Here is a 16,224-nt window from a genome sequence, read left to right as displayed (position 1 = left end):
GGCACGGACGGTGAAAGTCACGGAACCCCCGGGCTCCCGGCCCGGGGGTTCCTACCGGCGCTGTGACTTACCACCAGAACTTGCCGAGGTAGATGAAGCTCCGGTAGTGGTCATATGAGACCCACGTGTCACCGGTGCTGATCGCACGCACGAACCGGTCCGAGCCCGTCCGCTCGCCCCACTGGGGCCGGTGGTCGAAGGAGTGCGCGACGTACTCCTGGAACGTTCCCGCGTAGTTCCGCGACGACGGGCCCGCACCGCCCCCGTTCATCCAGTCCCGGAGAGAGCCGCCGTTGTCCCAGTACCGGCCGCCCGTCTCAAGCCACTCCTCGTGATGGGCGCCGAACTGGTCGGTCCAACTGTTGACCTCGAACTGGTCGTCACGGTCGCCGACGTCGCGCCAGCTCGGAAAGTGGAGGCCCTGCCAGAGCCTCAGGGTCCTGTCCTGCGTCTTTCCCGGAGTCAGCCTTCCGGGGTTGTTCACGTCGCCCGAGACCGGCGCCTTGCCCTTGTCGGGCCCCGACGGGCAGGTGCCCGCCCCGTTGTTGGGGGGGCACTGGGGGGAATCGGCGGCGTGCGCGGTGGCGGACAGGCCGAGCCCGCCGACGGTGAGGCTGAGCAGCATGGCGGGAATGGCGACCATCCGGGCACGCCGTGCGCGGCCGCGCCGCTTCTCGGGCGGCGTCTCCAACATCTCGGATGAGGACATGGTGGCTCCTTGGTCTTGTCTCGGATCCTGGTTCCGGACCTTTTCCGGGGCCGTGCGCCCCGGCTGGCCAAAGAGCACCAGCCGCGCATGACAGTGGCCCGGCGGCCGGATCACGGCTGCCGGGCGGAAATGACGTACGGCTGTTACAGAGATGTGGGAGCGATTCCATGCATTGCCGAGTCCTTGCTGTCAGGACATTTGTCGTTAACGGGGGGCCGTGAAGCTGGTCGTCCCGTGAGCACAGGGGGAAGGAAACGGCATGCGATACGGCGGACAGGTGCGGTGCCTGCTGCTCGCCATGAGCTTCCTGGGCCTCGCCGGATGCGGCACGGGGGCCGGTGGCGCGCACGTCGAGGGCCCGGCACCGACCGCGGTCCGCTGGACCGGGCCGGTCTACGTCGACGACGCACGCTCCATCTCGCGGCAGCACCCCGACGTGATGGATCTGACCGATGTCACCACTCTGTACGGCATGAAATGGCGCGGCTGGGGCACGCCCCGGGCGGTCGGGATCGGGCTGGTGGTCGACTTCGCCTGCGTGTCGCTGTGTCCCCACGGCAAGGACAACCCGCCGTACTACCCGGTGCGTCTGGTTCTCAGCGGGCTGGTCAAGCGCGAGTACGCCGCCTACTACAGCCACGCCGTACTCAGCCCCGCTCACCCGCCCGCGCCCCACTGGGCGAGGGACGTCGGAGACCTGCGCCTACGGGTGCCGGCGGCATGACAACGTTTCCGCCCCGCGACTGTGAACCGGCCGCCGGGTCACCGACACATAGGACTGGTCCTCTGGGGCCGGAGCACGACGTCTCAGGAGACACACATGCACGAGGTCCTGCTGGTCGAGGACGACGAGATGATCCGGGAGGCGACCCGTCTCACCCTGGAGAGCAGCGGCTACGCGGTCCGCGCCGCCGCCGACGGGACGAGCGGGCTCGCCCTGTTCCGGGAGCAGGCGCCGGACGTGGCGGTCCTGGACATCATGCTGCCCGGCCTCAACGGGGTGAGCCTCGCGGGCCGTATCCGCGAGGAGTCGCGGGTGCCGGTGCTGCTGATCTCGGCCCGCAACGATCCCGTGGACGTGGTGATGGGCCTGGAGGCCGGCGCCGACGACTACGTCACCAAGCCGTTCGACGGGCTGGTGCTGGCCGCCCGGATCCGGGCCCTGCTGCGGCGCGCCGCGCCCGCCGAGCGGCGGCCGGACAGCACCCCGCTCGTCTTCGGCGACGTGGCCTTCGACCCGCAGACCCTGGACGTGTGCCGGGCGGGGAAGCCGCTCGCCCTCACCACCACGGAGCTGAAGCTGCTGCAGATGTTCGCCGCGGCGCCCGGCACGGTGCTCACCCGGGACCTGCTGCTGGAGAAGGTGTGGGACTACGCCTGGTCCGGCGACACCCGGGTGGTGGACGTCCACATACGGCGGCTGCGCTGCAAGATCGGCCGTGACCGCATCGAGACGGTGCGCGGCTTCGGCTACAAGCTGCGCCCGTAGTGGCCCGGCACATCGGTACGGCTCCCATGAACATACGGCTGAACATCGGCACGAAGGTGGCCCTGGCCGTCGCCGCGGCGGCCGTCTGCGTCGCGAGCGCGGTCGGGCTGCTCGTCCACCGCATCACCGCCGCCAACCAGCTGACCACGGCCCGCTCCGACATGGACCGGCGGCTGATGACCGCCGTCTACGACCAGGCGGCCGGCCGCAAGTCGGAGGCCCGGCTCGACCCGCCGGACCTGCCCGCGCCCGTGGCGAGGGCGGTGCGCCGGGGCGTCCGCGTCACCTACCTCCAGGACGGCCCCGATCCGGTGCTGTGGGCGGCGACCCGCATCTCCGACCGGACCGTGCTCGCGCTGTCGCGTCCTTACGGCTGTGAGGCCGACGAACTGGCCGCGCTGGACCGGACGCTGGTCACCACGGGCGCGGCGGCCACCGTGGTCGTGTCCCTGGCCGGTCTGGCCCTCGGTGTGCGGATGGGCCGCCGGGCCACGGCCGCCGCCCGCACGGCCGGACGCATCGCCCACGGCGACCTGGACGCCCGTATCGGCCCTCAGGGGCGGGACGAGATCGCCTGGCTGGCGGCATCCGTGAACACCATGGCGGACGCGCTCGGCGCCCGGCTGGAGGCCGAGCGACGGGTGACCGCCGACATCGCGCACGAACTGCGCACACCGGTTGCCGCCATGGTGACGGCGACCGGCCTGCTGCCGGCCCATCCGGCCACCGACCTGGTCGCGGGCGGGGTGCACAAGCTGCGCGGGCTGGTCGAGGACGTTCTGGAGGTTGCCCGCCTCGACGCCCAGGTGGCCTGTGTGGAGACCGAAGCCCGCCAGGTCAGCGCCATGGCCCGGCGCGCGGTCGCCGGACTGGAGGGGGTGGAGGTGCGGATCGTCGCGGACACGCTCGTGGAGACCGATCCGCGGCGCGTGGAGCGGATCCTCACCAACCTGGTCACCAACGCACTGCGGCACGGCGCCCCACCGGTGACGGTCGACGTGGACACGGACCACGACGGAGCGATCGTCCGGGTCCGCGATCACGGCCCCGGCTTCCCGCCCGACCTGCTGAGCGTCCTCACCGCCTCCGGCCCGCAGCGCTTCCGCACCGGCTCCGGGTCGGCGGGAACAGGCCTGGGCCTGACGATCGCCTCCGGCCAGACCCGCCTGCTCGGCGCCTGTCTCACCTTCCGCAACCATCCCGAGGGGGGCGCGGAGGCCACCCTGCGCCTCAGCGGGGGCGGCCCCGCCGACGCCTGAAGGGCGGCCGGGTGACCCGACCCGGACACGGGCCCGGACACCATCGCCACCGGCCAGACCCGCCTGCTCGGCGCCCGTCTCACCTTCCACAAACCACCCCGACGGGGCGGCCGGACGACCGGCGTCCGTCTACTTCTCCATGCCCCGGTTCAACTCCCCCAGCAGCCGCGCCAGTTCCGCCACCTCGCGCCGGTCCCAGTGGGCCAGCTGGCTGACGTACCGGGCTCGCCGGGCGTCCCGGACCCTGCTCACCCGGCGGTGCCCCTCCTCGGTGAGGTGGACCAGCCAGGCCCGTCCGTCCGCCGGGTCGGGCTCGCGGGCGACGAGGCCCAGGTCCTCCAGGGCGCGCAGCTGCCGGGACATGGTGGCCTTGCCCACGCCGATATAGGCGGCGAGCTCGGTGGCGCGCAGGCGGTCGTGCTCGTCGAGGCGTACCAGCAGACCGTACGCGGCGGACTCCAGGTCGGGGTGGACCTCGCGGGCCATCTCGCCCTGGCTGGCCCGGGCGCGCCGCAGCAGAACCGTCAACTCGCGTTCCAGGGACAGGTACTCCGGGTCGGCGCCGCTCGGTGCCGTCCGGTCCGAGAGCCGGCGCTCGTCCCCGTTTCCACCTTCGTGCACGTCAGCCCCTGCCTCGGTTTTCCCGATCCTGAAAGTTTCCGCCAGACCCCGTCGTTGCCGCAGCTCCTCAAGTATTTCGCAGGGCTAGACCAACGGCAGACTCCGGGCCCCCTTCCCACCCGCTCTTGTGCGTGCGTAGCTTCCTTACCAGGAACTGGCCGGCATGCCCACGCCAGCAGCACATCGGCACCTCAGCGCTTCCCCACCGAGCATCACCGAGCCCTCGGAGGCACGCTATGCCCGTGCACAGATCCGGATCGGTCCGCCCCCGGCGCCTCTTCCTCGCCGGGTTCCTGCTCGCCGCCCTCTCCCTCGCCCTGCCCTTCGCCGTCCCGGCCTCCGCCGCTGACGGACCCGCCCGCGGCTCCGCCCACATGGGCATGGGCGTCCTCGCCCACGACGGGCGGAAGGGCACCCCCGCCCCCACCGCCGTCACCCAGACGGAGGGCGTCGACGTCTCCGCCCACCAGGGCAACGTCGCCTGGTCGACCCTGTGGAGCAGCGGGGTCAAGTGGGCGTACACGAAGGCGACCGAAGGCACGTACTACACGAACCCGTACTTCGCCCAGCAGTACAACGGCTCGTACAACGTGGGCATGATCCGCGGCGCGTACCACTTCGCCACCCCCGACACCACCAGCGGCGCCACCCAGGCGAACTACTTCGTCGACCACGGCGGCGGCTGGTCCAAGGACGGCAAGACCCTCCCCGGCACCCTCGACATCGAGTGGAACCCGTACGGCGCCGAGTGCTACGGCAAGTCGGCGAGCGCGATGGTCAGCTGGATCGCCGACTTCCTGAACACGTACAAGGCGCGTACGGGACGGGATGCCGTGATCTACACGGCGACGAGCTGGTGGAGCGCCTGCACGGGGAACTACGGCGGCTTCGCGTCGGCCAATCCGTTGTGGATCGCGCGGTATGCGTCCGACGTGGGGACGCTGCCGGCGGGGTGGAGCTACTACACGATGTGGCAGTACACCTCGTCCGGCCCGACTGTCGGCGACCATGACAAGTTCAACGGGGCGCTGGACCGGGTCGTCGCCCTCGCCAACGGCTGATCCTCCCCGTGCACACTCGGCGAAGGCCCGAGCCTCCCTCACGGGACCCGGGCCTTCCCTATCCGATGGCGTCCGTCACGCCGCCACCGGAACCTCCGGCTTCGCGTCGCTCGTGGCGGGCGCGAGGGCCAGCTCCAGGACCTGGCGGACGTCGGTCACGGCGTGGACGTCCAGCTTGTCCAGCACCTCCGCCGGGACGTCGTCCAGGTCGGCTTCGTTGCGCTTCGGGATGATCACCGTGGTGACGCCCGCCCGGTGCGCGGCGAGCAGCTTCTGCTTCACACCGCCGATGGGCAGGACACGGCCGGTCAGCGAGACCTCGCCGGTCATCGCCACGTCCGTGCGGACCAGGCGGCCGGAGAGGAGGGACGCCAGGGCCGTCGTCATCGTGACGCCCGCGCTCGGGCCGTCCTTCGGGACCGCGCCCGCCGGGAAGTGGATGTGCACTCCACGGTCCTTCAGGTCCGCGACCGGCAGCTCCAGCTCGGCGCCGTGGCTGCGCAGGAAGCTCAGCGCGATCTGCGCCGACTCCTTCATCACGTCACCCAGCTGACCGGTGAGGGTCAGCCCCGCCGCACCCGTCTCCGGGTCGGCCAGGGACGCCTCCACGTAGAGGACGTCGCCGCCCGCTCCCGTGACCGCGAGACCGGTCGCCACGCCCGGGACCGCCGTACGGCGCTCCGCCGGGTCCTGGGCGGACTCGGGCACGTGGTGCGGCCGTCCGATCAGGTCGCGCAGGTCGCCGTCCGTGATGGTGAACGGCAGCTCCCGGTTGCCCAGTTCGTGCTGCGCCGCGACCTTGCGGAGCAGCCTGGCGATCGAGCGCTCCAGGGTGCGGACGCCCGCCTCGCGGGTGTACTCGCCGGCCAGCTTGCGCAGCGCGCCCTCGTCGATGGTGACCTCGTCCGGCTGCAGTCCCGCGCGCTCCAGCTGACGCGGCAGCAGGTGGTCGCGGGCGATGACGACCTTCTCGTCCTCGGTGTAGCCGTCGAGCCGGACCAGCTCCATACGGTCGAGCAGGGCCTCCGGGATGGCCTCCAGGACGTTCGCCGTGGCGAGGAAGACGACGTCGCTCAGGTCGAGTTCGACCTCCAGGTAGTGGTCGCGGAAGGTGTGGTTCTGCGCCGGGTCCAGGACCTCCAGGAGGGCGGCCGCGGGGTCGCCGCGGAAGTCCGAGCCCACCTTGTCGATCTCGTCGAGCAGGACGACCGGGTTCATCGAACCGGCCTCCTTGATGGCGCGGACGACACGGCCGGGCAGGGCACCGACGTACGTACGGCGGTGGCCGCGGATCTCCGCCTCGTCACGGACGCCGCCGAGCGCGACGCGGACGAACTTGCGGCCCATGGCGTGCGCGACGGACTCGCCGAGCGAGGTCTTGCCGACGCCGGGCGGGCCGACGAGGGCCAGTACGGCACCGCCGCGGCGGCCGCCCACGACGCCGAGGCCGCGCTCGCTGCGGCGCTTGCGCACCGCCAGGTACTCGGTGATGCGCTCCTTCACGTCCTCCAGGCCGGCGTGCTCGGCGTCGAGGATCGCCTTGGCGCCCTGGATGTCGTACGCGTCCTCGGTGCGTTCGTTCCAGGGGAGTTCGAGGACGGTGTCGAGCCAGGTGCGGATCCAGGAGCCCTCCGGGGACTGGTCGGAGGACCGCTCCAGCTTGTCGACCTCCTTGAGGGCGGCTTCCCGCACCTTCTCGGGCAGGTCGGCGGCCTCCACCCGGGCGCGGTAGTCGTCGGACTCCTCGCCCTCCTGCTCGCCGTTGAGCTCGCGCAGTTCCTTGCGTACGGCTTCCAGCTGGCGGCGGAGCAGGAACTCCCGCTGCTGCTTGTCGACGCCCTCCTGGACGTCCTTGGCGATGGTCTCGGCGACGTCCTGCTCGGCGAGGTGGTCGCGCAGGTGCTGGGTGGCCAGCTTGAGGCGGGCGACCGGGTCGGCGGTCTCCAGGAGCTCGATCTTCTGATCGGTGGTCAGGAAGGGCGAGTAGCCGGAGTTGTCGGCGAGCGCGGAGACGTCGTCGATGGCCTGGACACGGTCGACGACCTGCCAGGCGCCGCGCTTGCGCAGCCAGGCGGTGGCAAGGGCCTTGTACTCCTTGACCAGCTCGGTGACCTGGCCGGGCAGCGGCTCGGGCACGCTCTCGTCGATCCTGGTCCCCTCGACCCACAGCGCCGCACCCGGCCCGGTGGTGCCGGCGCCGATCTTCACGCGGCCGCGGCCGCGGATCAGGGCGCCCGGGTCACCGTCGGCGAGCCGGCCGACCTGCTCGACGGTGCCGAGCACACCGGTGCCCGGGTATGTGCCGTCGATGCGTGGCACCAGCAGGACCTTGGGCTTTCCCGGCTCGGAGCGGGCGGCGGCCTGGGCGGCCTCCACCGCGGCGCGTACGTCGGCGTCGTTCAGGTCCAGCGGAACCACCATGCCGGGCAGCACGACCTCGTCGTCGAGCGGCAGCACGGGCAGGGTGAGCGGTGTGGACGTCGATGCCATGATCTACCCTCCGGCAGTCAAGTTGAGTTATGCCGACTCAATGCATGGCGCTCCGCTAATGTTCCCGAGGCCCCGTTCGCTGTCAGCGATCACGGCGGTGAGGTGCGCGTCTGCTGGGGGCTGCCGCCCCCGGGCCCCCGCCTCTTCGGCCTGAACGGCCTCGTCCTCAAACGCCGGACGGGCTGAAACACCCGACGCCGGACGAGTGAAAAGCCCAACGCGGGACGGGCTGAAAAGCCCAACGCCCAGCGAGGTGAAAAGAATCCGCGGCCGAGCGGCAGTCAGGCCGTGGCCGTGCGGTACCAGCGGCGGATCATGGGCCAGGTCGCGATGCCTATGGCCAGGGAGATGAGGTGGCCCCAGTTGGTCATGGGGTCCGTGAACTCGATGAGGTCCTCGACCAGCATGCCGCCGAACAGGACCAGCACCGGCCAGCGCAGCCAGGGCGTGAGCAGCCCGGCCAGGGCTCCGACACTGGCGGCGACGCCGAAGCTGATGCCGTAGTCGAAGCGGTGCAGTGAGCTGTCGGGGAGGTGGCCGACGAGAACGGCCAGGCCGATGGGGACCTCGGTCGCGAGGGTGGCCAGGACATGGCCCAGCAGGAAGACGACGGCGGTGCGCGCCCCGCCTATCCGCCGCTCCAGCGCCGTCAGGACGAGCAGGAAGCAGATCACGTACGGCGAGGCGAGCCCGCCCGCGATCCACAGCGCGCTGGCGAGCAGCACCAGCACGGGCGTCTGCACGAGGTGTGCGACGTCCGTGCTGGATGCCTGGAGCAGGGTGTCGACGAGAGACGGGGCGGCGTACGTGGTGATCAGTGTGGTGAGCGCCAGGACCACCGCGTAGGCGAAGGTGAACGGCGTACCGGTGGGGGTCGGCAGGAGGCGCCAGGGGCGCGGGGTGCGGGCCGCGGGGAGGGGCACCTGCACGGTCGGCCCGGCGGCGACGGTGGCCGCGCCGCGCTGACGCGGCATACCGTCGAGGAGTTCGGACACGTCGGGAAGGGGCGCGACCGATGGTTCGTTCTCGGCCGTCGCGATGGGTTCCACGTTGCGGCGCTCCTTCCGTTGCGCCCCACCCTTCGCAACCACAGGGGCCCCTGTCTGTGACCGACGCCACGCGAGAGGCGATTCACAGCAACCTCTCATGCTTTTCCTGCGTCAGAGGGCAGCCCCCGCGTCCCGTTCCGGGCTTGTTCACGGCCTCAGCAGGTGGACCTCCCTCGCGTGCGCGGCCTGTGTCGCCGGGTCCCAGTCGCCGGTGCAGTAGATGGACGCCTCGCTGATGGCGCCGTCGCGGACGTCGGCGCGCATCAGTTCCCTGCAGTACCAGGTGCCTCCCTGCTCGTCCTCCCACTGCTCCTCGAACTCGAGGACGAGTCCGGTGGGCGTGGCGTCGACGCGGTGGCGCGGCACGGTGCCGAGGAAGGGGTGACTGCGGCGGCGGGCGGCGACGAGTTCCTCGCGGCCGGCGGCCTGCAGCCGCCACTGGGGAACGGTCAGGTCGAGGAAGACGTCGTCCGTGAACAGCCCGTCCGGGGCCGTGTTGGTCTCCAGGAACCGGACGAAGAGATCGGCGAGTTCCTTCACGCGGGTGTCGGTGCCGGTCGTCATGACTGCGCTCCCGCGAGGTTGCGGCCGACGACCTCCATCGTGCGGTTCAGCTCGGCAGTGGGGCTGAACTCGACGATCTCGGTGCCGGCGAAGATCAGCGGGAGGTGGCCGGGGGCGCCGTAGTAGGCGTCGCCGGCGTGGAAGACCTCGTCGTGGTCGGCGTACCGGAACACGATCTTGCCGGAGACGACCTGGCCCCAGTGCGGGCACTGGCAGCGGTCCTCGGGCAGGCCCCGGAAGAGCGGGGCGGGGTCCATGTCCTGCTTCATCGACTCGTACGCGACGGTGTACGGGCCGAGCTGGGCGTAGCGTCCTTCGATGACGGGCTCGTCGACCTTGAGTTCGGCCTCGGCCTTGGCGGTGCGTGGCATGGTGTCCTGCCTTCCCTGGGTGTGCCGGCTCGGGTACTTCACCCAGGGGGCGTGAGATCGGACGGCACGGTGTGGGGCGGGGCCTCACAGCCGCCACTCGGGCGTGTGTTCCGGCTGGTAGACGCAGAGGGTGCCGGTGTGCAGGGCGGTTTCGAGATGCCGGCCGAGTTCGGGGTGGGCGGCGGCGATGCGCCGTACGGCGGCCCGGATGCGGGCGGTGACGGTGGTGCGGGCGCGCTCGGCGTCCGATCCGGTACGGCGGACCCGGCCCCCGATGCCGTACGCGGCCGCGAGCTGCCCGACCAGGGCGTCCCGCTCGACGGCGATCCGCTCCGAACGGCCGGCGTCCCCGGCCTCGTCGGCGTCCCGGGCCTCCTCCTCCAGCTCCCGCAGCCTGCGCCGGTATGCGGCCCGTGCGGTGGCGTCGACCACCTCGCCGGTGTCGCCCTGCGGATGCAGTCCCTCGACGTGCTCCCCCCTGCCGCCCGGTGCCGCCAGCTCGACCGCGGGCACGGGCGTGCCGGGACGCGCGAGCAGGACGGCGATGTCGTTCAGCCCCTTGCTGTCGGGCAGGCGTATGGCGTGACCGGCGTAGCGGAGGTGCCACAGGGGGCCTTCGCGCTGGAAGAGGGCGGAGCCGGAGGTGTCGGACGGGGTGTCGGCCTGCTGCCCGCTGTCCCGCTGCCTGCCGGTCGTCTCACCCGCTATGCGTTCCGTCAGCGCGACCGCGCCCGCCGCCGCGGCCGCCCGCAGTGCCCTCTCGCGGTGCTCGCGGGCGCGGTCCGCATCGCCCATGGCCGCTGCCAGCAGCGCCAGATGGCGGTCGACCGGGCCGCGTACCGCCGCGCCGATGCCCTCCACGGCGAACAGGCCGGCGTACGGGGCGAGGAGGTCGTAGAGGACGGGCGCGCAGGGGTGGGAGCCCACGGCGGCGACCGTCTCCGCGGCCTGCGCCAGCATCGGCAGCCACTCGCTGTCCCGGGGCGCACCGCCGAGCCGGGGTGCGACGGCCGACAGACGGCGCGCGGCCTCGTCGAACCGTCCGAACTGTGCCGCCACGAGTGCGAGGCTGACGCGGGGCCAGAGCATCGGGGAGCGTTCCAGCATGGTCGCCTCCGCCCGCACCCGCTCCAGGCCGGCCGCGTCGCCGGTCTCGGCGTACAGGCACCAGCGCTGGGTTACGGCGAGCATGGCGGCGTTGGCGCTGCCGGCCCTGCGGCCCAGGTCCTCGACCTCGTCGAGCGCGGCGGCGCAGTCCTCGTACCGGCCCTCCATCAGGGCCCGCGCCCCCTGCCACAGGGGCACGTACCAGGCGTACAGGGGTCGCCGCAGCGGTCGTACGGCGTTCTCGTACGCCACCGCCTCCGCGTCGGCCCCGGCGAAGTCGCCGGTCTCCATCAGCGCGACCAACCGCAGCCGCCGGCCGAGGAGTTCGAGCACGGGGTCGCGCAGGTCGCGGGCGGTGGTCACGATCCGCGTGGACCAGTCGAGCCGGTCGCGGCAGTGGCCGGGGCCGGGCCGGGCGTCGCACAGCGCGGCCAGGGCCGGGCCGAGGGCCGCCGGATCACCGGCCTCTCGTGCGGTGCGGACGGCCTCCTCGGCGAGGGCGATGCGGTGCTTCTCCGGTTCCACCAGCCCGGCGGCGAGCGAGAGCCGTGCGGTGACGGCGGCGCGCAGGGCCGCGTATGCGGGCTCGGCGGCGAGCGCGGCGCGGGCCTCGGTCAGCAGGTCGAGCTGCTCACGGTCCTCCAGGTCGACCTCGAACCCGACGGGCCCGGTCCCGAGCCCCAGCGCGGCCCTGGCCAGCAGATCGGCCCGACCGGCCTCCCGCGCCAACCCGGCGGCCCTGAGCAGCGCGGCCCGCGCGGCCTCCCGCTCCCCGGCCCCGAGCCGCGCGGAGCCCAGGCCGAGAAGGGCTTCCACAAGCTCGACGCGGTCCCCCTGCCCGGTGCCGCGCTCCTCGTCACCACCACGCCCGGACCCGCGACCGCCCCCACCGCCATCCGCCCCGACTTCCCCGCCCCCCTCGACACGACCCCCCGAAGCCCTCCCCGACCCACGACCACCCCCCGGAGTCACAGCCCCTCTGCCACCACCACCGGCCCAGCCAGACCCGCGACCGCCCCCACCGCCATCCGCCCCGACTTCCCCGCCCCCCTCGACACGACCCCCCGAAGCCCTCCCCGACCCACGACCACCCCCCGGAGTCACAGCCCCCCTCCCACCACCACCGGCCCCGACAGCACCCCCGTCCCACACCTCCACCGCCCGCTCGTACCACCGGGCCGCATCCTCGAACGCGAACAGGGCCTCCGCGCGGGCCGCTGCCTCGCGGGCGTATCTCGCTGCTTCCGCGGCCTGTTCGGGGCCGGAGAGCAGGAGGTGGTGGGCCACTTCCGCCGGGCCGGTGTCGCGGCCGCGGCGGGCGTATCCGGCGAGGACCTCGGCGGCCGTCCGGTGCAGGTCGGCGCGTTCGGCCGGGGCGAGGGTGTCATGGACCGCGTCCCGGAGCAGGTCGTGCCGGAAGGCGCCCCGGTCGGCCCCGGCCTCGCCCAGCAGCCCGGCCCCGGCGGCCTCCCCCAGCAGTGTGCGCAGCTCGCCCAGCGGCACCTCCGCGGCCTCGGCGAGCACATCGAGCCGGAACCGGGTGCCGAGGACGGCTGCCACCTCCAGCACGCGCGCGGCCCGCGGGGTCAGGTCGTCCATCCGGTCCCGTACGGCGGCCCTGATGGCGACCGAGGGGACACCGGGGCCGCCCCCGTCCCCGGGCGGCGCGGCGCCCCAACTCCCGGCCCGCAGCAGCTCGGTGACGAAGAACGCGTCCCCGCCCGTCCGCCGTACCAGCGCACGCACCACATCCGCCTCCGGTGCGGCCCCCGTCACCGCCTCGACCAACACCGCCACGTCCCGCTCCTGCAAGGGCCCGAGCCCCAACGCCCGCCCCCGCCGCAGCAGTTGAGCCCGGGCCCATCCGTCGTCCCCCCAAGCCGCATCCTCGTCCCGAGCCGTCGCCAGCAGCAGGACCGGGCAGCTGCGGGCCGCGTCCGCGGTCTCCAGCAGCAGCCGCAGCGAGGAGGCGTCGGCGGCGTGCACGTCGTCCAGCACCAGGAGCAGCGGGCGGCGGCGCGCGGCGGTGGCCAGGAGTTCGGAGACATCGCCCGCCAGCCGCAGCCGTGCGGTCTCCGGGTCCGCACCGCGCAGGGCGCCGCCCGCCGCGGCCGAGACCAGCGCCCGCAGCGGCGGCGACGCGGCCACCAGCCGTCCACAGGCCACATCCTCCGCGACCAGTTCCCGCAGCAGCCGCGACCAGGGCCGGAAGGCCCGCCCGGCGGTCTCCGGCGGACACCAGGTCCACAGGACGCGAAAGGCACCGGCGTGCGCCGTGACCTCCTCGGCGGTACGGGTCTTGCCCGCGCCGGCGGGCCCGGTGAGGGTGACGAGCCCTCCCCGGCCGGACGCGGCGCGCTCCAAGGCCCCCCGGAGCTCACCGAGCACGTCCTCGCGTCCCACGAACGGGTAATTCGCGGCCATGCAGCCACCCCGCACTTCTCGCAGGCCCCGGCTTCACCGGCGCCCCGAAGGGGCGAGGGGCCGTGACATCAGCGGCTCCGCCGCGGAGCGCTCTGCTTCGAGCGTAGGCCCGCCCCGCAGCAGGCGCGAGGCGCGCGACGCCTCGCGGCGCCCCCGGTAATTCCCCTGGCCGTCAACCCGAGTTCGTGGAGGATGGGGCCATGACCGCTACCTACGACACCCCTGTGGTCCTGGACCGTCGCGAGGGCCCGTACGGCGAGGTCGTGCTCCGCCGGCACGGCGAGTTGCTCCAGATCATCGCCAACGGCTGCTTTCTGATGGACACCTCGGACGGCCGCTCGGAGCGGCTCCTCGTGGACGCAGCGCTCAACGCCCTGGGCCCCCGCGGGGCGCCGGACGTGCTGATCGGAGGCCTCGGTGTCGGATTCTCGCTCGCGCATGCGGCGGCCGACCCCCGCTGGGGCGCGATCACGGTCGTGGAGCGCGAGCGCGCGATCATCGACTGGCACCTGAACGGCCCCCTCGCCGCCCTGTCGGCCCAGGCCGTCGCCGATCCGCGTACACGGATCGTGGAGACCGATCTGATCGAGTACGTCCATGAGACATCCGCCACTTATGACGCCCTGTGCCTGGACATCGACAACGGCCCCGACTGGACCGTCACCGAGGGCAACGACGATCTCTACTCACCCGTCGGACTGACAAGCTGCGCAAGGGTGTTGAAGCCGGGCGGGGTGCTGGTGGTGTGGTCCGCGCAGCCCTCTCCGGATTTCGAAGAAACCTTGCGGAATGCCGGGTTCCAACAGGTGCGTACCGAAGAGATCCCGGTTGCCCGTGGCGTTCCCGACGTTGTGCACATCGCCCTCCGACCTGGATAGCCGTGGGACGGTGACTCCCCGTACTCTGCTTCTCTGGCGCAGATCATTCAAGCGTCAATCGCAAGCATGCGCAGGCATGAGCCAGGTAACGGATCACCCCACGGATTCCGGAAAGCAACTCAGGGGCGGGCGATGGAGCAGACCCACACATCCCACAACGGCACGACGGCGACCCCGGGCGCGCAACGCAGGGTCCTGGTGGTCGAGGACGACGCGACCATCGTCGACGCCATCGCGGCCCGCCTGCGCGCAGAGGGTTTCCTCGTGCAGACCGCGGGCGACGGCCCGGCGGCCGTCGACACCGCCGAGGCCTGGCAGCCCGACCTGCTGATCCTCGACATCATGCTGCCCGGCTTCGACGGCCTGGAGGTCTGCCGCCGTGTGCAGGCCCAGCGCCCGGTGCCGGTGCTGATGCTGACCGCGCGCGACGACGAGACCGACATGCTGGTCGGGCTCGGCGTCGGCGCCGACGACTACATGACCAAGCCCTTCTCCATGCGGGAGCTGGCCGCACGCGTGCATGTGCTGCTGCGCCGGGTGGAGCGGGCCGCACTGGCCGCCGCGACGCCCAGAAGCGGCATCCTGCGCCTGGGCGAGCTGGAGATCGACCACGCCCAGCGGCGGGTGCGTGTGCACTCCGAGGACGTGCATCTGACGCCCACCGAGTTCGACCTGCTGGTGTGCCTCGCGAACACCCCGCGCGCGGTGCTCTCCCGTGAGCAGCTCCTGGCCGAGGTGTGGGACTGGGCGGACGCCTCCGGCACCCGCACGGTCGACAGCCACATCAAGGCGCTGCGCCGGAAGATCGGCGCCGAGCGGATCCGCACGGTGCACGGCGTGGGCTACGCGCTGGAGACCCCGACGCCATGAGCGGCGATCCGGCCGGCCGGAGAAGCCCCGGGGAGCCCTGGGGCGGCGTGAGTCCGTTCTCGATCAAGACGAAGCTGGGCGCCCTCGTCGTCATCGCGGTCCTCATCACCACCGGGCTGATGATGATCGCCATGCGCACGGCGACCGAGCTGCGCTTCATCACGGTCTTCTCGATGATCGCCACACTGCTCATTACGCAGTTCGTGGCCCATTCGCTCACCGCGCCACTGGACGACATGAACGCGGTCGCCAAGGCCATCTCGCACGGCGACTACACCCGCAGGGTGCGCGAGAACCGCCGTGACGAACTCGGCGACCTGGCGCAGACGATCAACCGCATGGCCGACGACCTGGAGGCCCAGGACCGCCAGCGCAAGGAGCTGGTGGCGAACGTCTCGCACGAGCTGCGCACACCCATCGCGGGCCTGAGGGCGGTGCTGGAGAACATCGTCGACGGTGTCTCCCCTGCCGACCCGGAGACCATGCGTACGGCCCTGAAGCAGACCGAGCGGCTCGGCCGGCTGGTGGAGACGCTGCTGGACCTGTCCCGGCTGGACAACGGCGTCGTACCGCTGCGCCGGCGGCGCTTCGAGGTCTGGCCGTACCTCTCGGGTGTGCTGAAGGAGGCCAACATGGCCGTGCCCGCGCGCGCGGGCATCGCCTCCGGCTCCGGCAGCCACACCCGCACGGACGTCCATCTGCACCTCGACGTGTCCCCGCCGGAGCTGACGGCGCACGCGGACCCCGAGCGGATCCACCAGGTAGTGGCAAATCTCATCGACAACGCGGTCAAGCACAGCCCGCCGCACGGCCGTGTGACCGTGAAGGCACGGCGCGGGACGCTGCCGGAGTCGCTGGAGCTGGAGGTGCTGGACGAGGGCCCCGGCATTCCGCGCTCGGAGTGGCACCGGGTCTTCGAGCGGTTCAACCGCGGCGGCGCGGGCGCCTCCAACGGGCAGGGCGGCGACGGCGGTACGGGGCTGGGCCTCGCGATCGCCCGCTGGGCCGTCGACCTGCACGGTGGCGGGATCGGAGTGGCCGAATCCGAGCGGGGCTGCCGGATTCTCGTCACCCTCCCGGGAGAGACATCCGTTCAAAGTTGACGTAAAGTCCGAGCCGGAGCCTCAAGATCCACCGGGGTCCGCACGGACGGACACGTGTGATCAGGCACCCGCCCTGCGCGCTGAGCGTGCAGGGCTCGCGTCGGCGTATCCCGCCACCCCCGCTCCGTACCGGAACCGCGTTTGTTTCCCGCCATTTCCCGGCCCGAAACGCGGTTTCCGATGTGACTTACACGACGATGAACCTGCCCGGCCTGACCTTCTGGGTCTT

14 protein-coding genes are annotated in these 16,224 nt (G+C 72.3%); 7 read left to right on the top strand and 7 right to left on the bottom strand.

Annotated features, from left to right (window positions below; genetic code table 11):
- Positions 1 to 67 precede the first annotated feature (67 nt).
- Positions 68 to 709, bottom strand: coding sequence for a hypothetical protein (locus tag ACWC1K_RS25660; protein ID WP_450834559.1), 642 nt, complete (start codon positions 707 to 709; stop codon positions 68 to 70).
- Positions 710 to 968: 259 nt separating this feature from the next.
- Here ACWC1K_RS25660 and ACWC1K_RS25655 point away from each other — a divergent pair, with 259 nt between their 5' ends.
- The 3 genes from ACWC1K_RS25655 (at position 969) to ACWC1K_RS25645 (ending at position 3,457) form a co-directional block, all read left to right on the top strand.
- Positions 969 to 1,433, top strand: a complete 465-nt coding sequence (locus ACWC1K_RS25655) for a hypothetical protein (protein ID WP_450834557.1) — start codon at positions 969 to 971, stop codon at positions 1,431 to 1,433.
- Between the two features lie 96 nt (positions 1,434 to 1,529).
- Entirely contained in the window at positions 1,530 to 2,198 is a 669-nt protein-coding gene (gene cseB, locus ACWC1K_RS25650; protein ID WP_450834555.1) for a two-component system response regulator CseB, read from the top strand.
- Between the two features lie 26 nt (positions 2,199 to 2,224).
- Positions 2,225 to 3,457, top strand: coding sequence for a sensor histidine kinase (locus ACWC1K_RS25645; protein ID WP_450834553.1), 1,233 nt, complete (start codon positions 2,225 to 2,227; stop codon positions 3,455 to 3,457).
- A 129-nt stretch (positions 3,458 to 3,586) separates the two neighbouring features.
- Here the strand turns inward: ACWC1K_RS25645 and ACWC1K_RS25640 are convergent, their stop codons facing one another.
- Positions 3,587 to 4,078, bottom strand: coding sequence for a MarR family winged helix-turn-helix transcriptional regulator (locus ACWC1K_RS25640; protein WP_450834552.1), 492 nt, complete (start codon positions 4,076 to 4,078; stop codon positions 3,587 to 3,589).
- Between the two features lie 236 nt (positions 4,079 to 4,314).
- Here ACWC1K_RS25640 and ACWC1K_RS25635 point away from each other — a divergent pair, with 236 nt between their 5' ends.
- Positions 4,315 to 5,139: a lysozyme gene (locus tag ACWC1K_RS25635; RefSeq protein WP_450834550.1), complete on the top strand. Its 825-nt coding sequence runs from the start codon at positions 4,315 to 4,317 to the stop codon at positions 5,137 to 5,139.
- A 75-nt stretch (positions 5,140 to 5,214) separates the two neighbouring features.
- Here ACWC1K_RS25635 and lon read toward each other — a convergent pair whose 3' ends face one another.
- From lon to ACWC1K_RS25610, 5 genes are all read right to left on the bottom strand, one after another.
- Complete coding sequence (gene lon / locus ACWC1K_RS25630; RefSeq protein WP_450834549.1) at positions 5,215 to 7,629, bottom strand: endopeptidase La; 2,415 nt, start codon at positions 7,627 to 7,629, stop codon at positions 5,215 to 5,217.
- A gap of 281 nt (positions 7,630 to 7,910) precedes the next feature.
- The gene (locus tag ACWC1K_RS25625) at positions 7,911 to 8,678 is read right to left on the bottom strand and encodes a rhomboid-like protein (RefSeq protein ID WP_450834547.1); all 768 of its coding nucleotides are present in this window, start codon (positions 8,676 to 8,678) and stop codon (positions 7,911 to 7,913) included.
- A 147-nt stretch (positions 8,679 to 8,825) separates the two neighbouring features.
- Positions 8,826 to 9,242, bottom strand: coding sequence for a hypothetical protein (locus tag ACWC1K_RS25620; RefSeq protein WP_450834546.1), 417 nt, complete (start codon positions 9,240 to 9,242; stop codon positions 8,826 to 8,828).
- Positions 9,239 to 9,613, bottom strand: a complete 375-nt coding sequence (locus ACWC1K_RS25615) for a hypothetical protein (protein WP_450834545.1) — start codon at positions 9,611 to 9,613, stop codon at positions 9,239 to 9,241. Before ACWC1K_RS25615 ends, ACWC1K_RS25620 begins: the two co-directional genes overlap by 4 nt.
- 84 nt (positions 9,614 to 9,697) lie before the next feature.
- On the bottom strand, positions 9,698 to 13,144 hold the full coding sequence (locus ACWC1K_RS25610) for an ATP-binding protein (protein ID WP_450834543.1): 3,447 nt from the start codon (positions 13,142 to 13,144) through the stop codon (positions 9,698 to 9,700).
- Between the two features lie 200 nt (positions 13,145 to 13,344).
- On the opposite strand from ACWC1K_RS25610, the gene ACWC1K_RS25605 reads away from it, so the two are divergent.
- The 3 genes from ACWC1K_RS25605 to ACWC1K_RS25595 all read left to right on the top strand — a co-directional run bounded on the left by ACWC1K_RS25605 (position 13,345) and on the right by ACWC1K_RS25595 (position 15,995).
- The gene (locus ACWC1K_RS25605) at positions 13,345 to 14,022 is read left to right on the top strand and encodes a spermidine synthase (protein ID WP_450834542.1); all 678 of its coding nucleotides are present in this window, start codon (positions 13,345 to 13,347) and stop codon (positions 14,020 to 14,022) included.
- Between the two features lie 132 nt (positions 14,023 to 14,154).
- Positions 14,155 to 14,892 carry a response regulator transcription factor gene (locus ACWC1K_RS25600; RefSeq protein WP_123967420.1) on the top strand — a complete coding sequence of 246 codons (738 nt, stop codon included), beginning with the start codon at positions 14,155 to 14,157 and terminating at the stop codon, positions 14,890 to 14,892.
- Positions 14,889 to 15,995: a HAMP domain-containing sensor histidine kinase gene (locus ACWC1K_RS25595; RefSeq protein WP_450834541.1), complete on the top strand. Its 1,107-nt coding sequence runs from the start codon at positions 14,889 to 14,891 to the stop codon at positions 15,993 to 15,995. The genes ACWC1K_RS25600 and ACWC1K_RS25595 overlap by 4 nt, the downstream gene beginning before the upstream one ends.
- The last annotated feature ends 229 nt before the right edge of the window (positions 15,996 to 16,224 follow it).

The sequence above is a fragment of the Streptomyces sp. NPDC001492 genome (assembly GCF_053597275.1).
The sequence above is the reverse complement of the archived record's forward strand: the minus strand, read 5'-3'. Positions and strand labels throughout refer to the sequence as shown.

Coding starts and splice junctions, on each gene's coding strand:
- ACWC1K_RS25660 (WP_450834559.1), bottom strand. CDS start 709: ATGTCCTCATCCGAGATGTTGGAGACGCCGCCCGAGAAGCGGCGCGGC.
- ACWC1K_RS25655 (WP_450834557.1), top strand. CDS start 969: ATGCGATACGGCGGACAGGTGCGGTGCCTGCTGCTCGCCATGAGCTTC.
- cseB (WP_450834555.1), top strand. CDS start 1,530: ATGCACGAGGTCCTGCTGGTCGAGGACGACGAGATGATCCGGGAGGCG.
- ACWC1K_RS25645 (WP_450834553.1), top strand. CDS start 2,225: ATGAACATACGGCTGAACATCGGCACGAAGGTGGCCCTGGCCGTCGCC.
- ACWC1K_RS25635 (WP_450834550.1), top strand. CDS start 4,315: ATGCCCGTGCACAGATCCGGATCGGTCCGCCCCCGGCGCCTCTTCCTC.
- lon (WP_450834549.1), bottom strand. CDS start 7,629: ATGGCATCGACGTCCACACCGCTCACCCTGCCCGTGCTGCCGCTCGAC.
- ACWC1K_RS25620 (WP_450834546.1), bottom strand. CDS start 9,242: ATGACGACCGGCACCGACACCCGCGTGAAGGAACTCGCCGATCTCTTC.
- ACWC1K_RS25615 (WP_450834545.1), bottom strand. CDS start 9,613: ATGCCACGCACCGCCAAGGCCGAGGCCGAACTCAAGGTCGACGAGCCC.
- ACWC1K_RS25610 (WP_450834543.1), bottom strand. CDS start 13,144: ATGGCCGCGAATTACCCGTTCGTGGGACGCGAGGACGTGCTCGGTGAG.
- ACWC1K_RS25605 (WP_450834542.1), top strand. CDS start 13,345: ATGACCGCTACCTACGACACCCCTGTGGTCCTGGACCGTCGCGAGGGC.
- ACWC1K_RS25600 (WP_123967420.1), top strand. CDS start 14,155: ATGGAGCAGACCCACACATCCCACAACGGCACGACGGCGACCCCGGGC.
- ACWC1K_RS25595 (WP_450834541.1), top strand. CDS start 14,889: ATGAGCGGCGATCCGGCCGGCCGGAGAAGCCCCGGGGAGCCCTGGGGC.